The sequence below is a fragment of the Pseudomonas agronomica genome (assembly GCF_025917275.1).
GTDB classification, from domain to species: domain Bacteria; phylum Pseudomonadota; class Gammaproteobacteria; order Pseudomonadales; family Pseudomonadaceae; genus Aquipseudomonas; species Aquipseudomonas agronomica.
Window position 1 is genome coordinate 1 of sequence record NZ_JAOSHO010000584.1, and the last position, 2847, is coordinate 2847.

Genomic DNA, 2847 nt, shown 5'->3' on the forward strand with positions numbered 1-2847 from the left:
TGTGGGAGCGAGCTTGCTCGCGATAGCGGTGGTTCGGCTTGAAAATAGGTGGAAGGTGGCCGGAAGGTGCTTGCCTTTGCAGGTGCAGTTGGAAAAAACTGACACTTTTCCAGGCTGTGTCGAATGCTTATGACGCCTCAATTACCTACTGAAATCAATTCGCAGGTTTCCCGAGCGCTCGAGGTGCTGAAGCGTCATCTTGGCCCGGAACTGCGCGCCGTCCTCTTGTTTGGCTCAGCGGTGGACGGTGGCCTCAAGCCCAACAGCGACATCGATCTGCTGGTGTTCGTCGACCTGCAATTGCCTGACTCCGTGAGTCGTGGGCTGATGAAGGATCTGCTGAGCGTCTCGGCTTCGCCGCCGACCGATTCGCTCCGGCCGTTGGAAGTGACGGTGGTCGCCCTGGAGGCGATCGTCCCGTGGCGATATCCACCGGTGCGCGAGTTGCAGTTCGGGGAGTGGTTGCGCGAGGACTTGCAGATTGGGCACTTCGAGCTCGCCATGGAGGACCATGACCTGGTCATCTTGTTGACCAAGGCCAGGCAGCACAGCGTTTGCCTGTTCGGCGCCCCGATTGATCAAATGCTCAGCCCGGTGCCGGAGGCTGACCTGACACGGGCGCTGTACGACACCACCACACAATGGAACGAAGACGCCGATTGGCAGGATGAACAGTGCAACGTGGTGCTGGCATTGGCGCGCATCTGGCTGACCCTCGAGACAGGCGACATCGCGCCCAAGGACGAGGCGGCGGCATGGCTGCTGGACCGTTTGCCCCAGGCCCATCGATCCGTGCTGGATACGGCCCGTGGCGTCTATCTTGGGCGGTCGACTGATGATCTCGCTGACAAACCTGGACAGGTCAGGGCGTTCGTGGCGCATGCGCGACAGGAGATCGACCGGCTCTATGCCCGGCTCCGTGCCGACGTTAAGCCGTCCCGGTTCTGATTGATGAAGTCCACGAATGCCCGTAGCGGCGAGGGCAGGTAGCGGCGCCCGGGGTAGTAGAGAAACGGTCCGGTAAAGCGCTGCCACCACGGTTCAAGTACCGGCTCGAGTACGCCGCTGTCCAGGTACGGCCGCAGCCAATCCTCGAACAAATGGACGACACCCAGGCCGTCGATGGCCGCTTGTACCGCCAGGTCCATGGCGCCGCCGATGCGCACGATCAACGGGCCGTTCGGCTCGACGCTGATGGTTTCCCCGTCACGTTCATACTCCCAGAGCGGCATGGCGCCGCTGGGAAATTTGCCGGCCAGGCAGGCGTGCTGAAGCAGGTCGCGCGGGTGCTCGGGTCGGCCCCGGGCGTCGAGGTACGCCGGCGAGGCGGCGGTGGCGAAGCGCTGCAAGCGCGGGCCGATGGGAATGGCGATCATGTCCTGCTCAAGGCGTTCGTCGTAGCGAATGCCGGCGTCACACCCGGCCGCGAGCATGTCGACGAAGCTTTCTTCCGTCACCACTTCAAGTCGGATGTCGGGGTAGCTTTTCAGGAACGGCGCGATGATCGCGGGCAGCACCAGCCGGGCGGCGCTGACCGGCACGTTCAGCCTGAGGGTGCCGGAGGGGCGGTCGCGAAAATCGTTGACCACGTCCAGGGCCGATTCCACTTCGCCCAAGGCCGGCACGATGCGTTCCATCAACCGTGCGCCGGCCTCGGTCGGCACCACGCTGCGGGTGGTGCGGTTGAGCAGGCGCACGCCGAGGCGGCTTTCGATGCGGCGTACAGCATCGCTGAGGCTGGACGCGGATTTGCCGCTGAGCCGCGCGCCTTCACGAAACCCACCCGCATTGACCACCGCCACAAAGGACAGCAAGTCCTGGATATCCGTCGCCATTGTTCTCTCCGCCGTACAACCCGTTCGGATTGCACCTGATTATCAGTGGAGTGGTCAACGCCTATAGTCGGCCCAGGCACATTTAATCCAAGGGGTACGAGATGAGCAGGGCAGACACAGCAGGGGCTTTTCAACTGGGCGAGCGGACGGTCAAGCGTATGGGCTATGGCGCGATGCAACTGGCGGGGCCCCAGGTGTTCGGGCCACCGAAGGATCCGGCAGCGGCCATCGCCGTGCTGCGCGAAGCGGTGGCGGCGGGCGTCAACCATATCGACACCGCCGACTTCTACGGGCCCCATGTCACCAATCGGTTGATTCGTGAAGCGTTGCACCCTTACGCCGAGGATCTGGTCATCGTGACCAAGGTTGGCGCCGTGCGCGGTGCCGATGCGTCGTGGAACCCGGCCCACAGCCCGGCCGAGCTGACTCGCGCAGTCCACGACAACTTGCGCAACCTCGGCCTGGATGCCTTGGACGTGGTCAACTTGCGCGCCTGGGGCAATCTGCATGCACCCGCCGATGACGACATCGAAGAACAGTTCTCGACGCTGGCCGAGTTGCAGCGTCAGGGCCTGATCCGGCATCTGGGCCTGAGCAACGTCACGGCGTCCCAGGTCAAGCAGGCCCAGGGCATCGCGAAGGTGGTGTGCGTGCAGAATCACTACAACCTGACCCATCGTGACGACGGACAACTGATTGCCGAGCTGGGCAAGCAAGGCATCGCCTACGTGCCGTTTTTCCCATTGGGCGGGTTTACGCCGCTGCAGTCGCAAACCCTGTCGAGCGTAGCGGCGCGCCTGGGGGCGTCACCGCTGTGCGTCGCGTTGGCGTGGCTGCTGCAACGTGCGCCGAATATGCTGCTGATTCCCGGCACCTCGTCGGTGGCGCACCTGCGGGAAAACCTCTCGGCGAGCGAACTGAAGATCCCGGCGCAGATGCTGGCTGAGTTGGATGGGTTGGTTGACTGAAGACGCGCGCCGGCAATCATTGCGCGCGGGTAAATGGCTGACAC

At 63.5% G+C, this 2847-nt stretch carries 3 protein-coding genes; 2 read left to right on the forward strand and 1 reads right to left on the reverse strand.

Annotation, left to right across the window (positions count from 1 at the left end; translation table 11 throughout):
* Window positions 1-129 precede the first annotated feature (129 nt).
* The gene (locus OC610_RS24810; protein ID WP_264431656.1) at window positions 130-948 is read left to right on the forward strand and encodes an aminoglycoside adenylyltransferase family protein; all 819 of its coding nucleotides are present in this window, start codon (window positions 130-132) and stop codon (window positions 946-948) included.
* On the opposite strand, the gene OC610_RS24815 is transcribed toward OC610_RS24810, so the two are convergent.
* Entirely contained in the window at window positions 906-1835 is a 930-nt protein-coding gene (locus tag OC610_RS24815; protein WP_264431651.1) for a LysR family transcriptional regulator, read from the reverse strand. The two genes, OC610_RS24810 and OC610_RS24815, sit on opposite strands and share 43 nt — an antisense overlap.
* A gap of 101 nt (window positions 1836-1936) precedes the next feature.
* Here OC610_RS24815 and OC610_RS24820 point away from each other — a divergent pair, with 101 nt between their 5' ends.
* Window positions 1937-2803, forward strand: coding sequence for an aldo/keto reductase family oxidoreductase (locus OC610_RS24820; protein WP_264431653.1), 867 nt, complete (start codon window positions 1937-1939; stop codon window positions 2801-2803).
* Window positions 2804-2847 lie beyond the last annotated feature (44 nt).

Excerpts from the sequence above, each read along its gene's own strand:
- OC610_RS24810 (WP_264431656.1), top strand. The coding sequence starts at position 130 with ATGACGCCTCAATTACCTACTGAAATCAATTCGCAGGTTTCCCGAGCG.
- OC610_RS24820 (WP_264431653.1), top strand. The coding sequence starts at position 1,937 with ATGAGCAGGGCAGACACAGCAGGGGCTTTTCAACTGGGCGAGCGGACG.
- OC610_RS24815 (WP_264431651.1), bottom strand. The coding sequence starts at position 1,835 with ATGGCGACGGATATCCAGGACTTGCTGTCCTTTGTGGCGGTGGTCAAT.